Genomic DNA, 500 nt, shown 5'->3' with positions numbered 1-500 from the left:
GAAACCAAAAACCCAACCGTAAGGAGCCGAAACAAATTAGTTTTCGTGTGAGCGAATCCGAGTTCTTAAAGTTAAAGCAGTCCGCTGAAACTTTAAGTATGAGTGTGCCTGCTTTCGTTAAGAAAAAGGCACAGGGTAGTCGATTGGTCGCACCTAAATTTGATAAAGAAACGCGACAATCGATAGCCAAAGATTTAAGTAAGTTAGGTGCAAATGCCAATCAGATTGCTAAATATTGTAATCAACATCAACATGAAGCACCTAACTATATAGCGTTAGAGGAAAACGTGAGAGAAATTCGTGAAAGGCTTGATGAGATATGGCAACAACTAAATTAGGTAATACCAAATCGGCAAGTCGAGCAATCAATTACGCAGAAAAGCGAGCAGAAGAAAAAAGTGGCTTAAATTGTGATATAGATTATGCAAAATCATCGTTTAAGCAAACACGAGCTTTATATGGCAAAGAGAATGGTGTTCAAGCACATACAGTGATTCAAT

General features: G+C 38.0%; 2 protein-coding genes. Both read left to right on the top strand.

The window, feature by feature from the left end:
• Positions 1-338, top strand: a 338-nt coding sequence (locus AC3A84_RS06300) for a plasmid mobilization protein (protein ID WP_487968762.1), incomplete at its 5' end; no start/stop codon positions are given.
• Positions 320-500 (top strand): hypothetical protein (locus AC3A84_RS06295; protein WP_487968761.1); only part of this gene is annotated, 181 nt, incomplete at its 3' end. The genes AC3A84_RS06300 and AC3A84_RS06295, both read left to right, overlap by 19 nt.

Source organism: Paracidovorax sp., from assembly GCF_057642795.1.
Note: the sequence above shows the minus strand (reverse complement) of the source record. Positions and strands in the feature narration are given on the sequence as shown.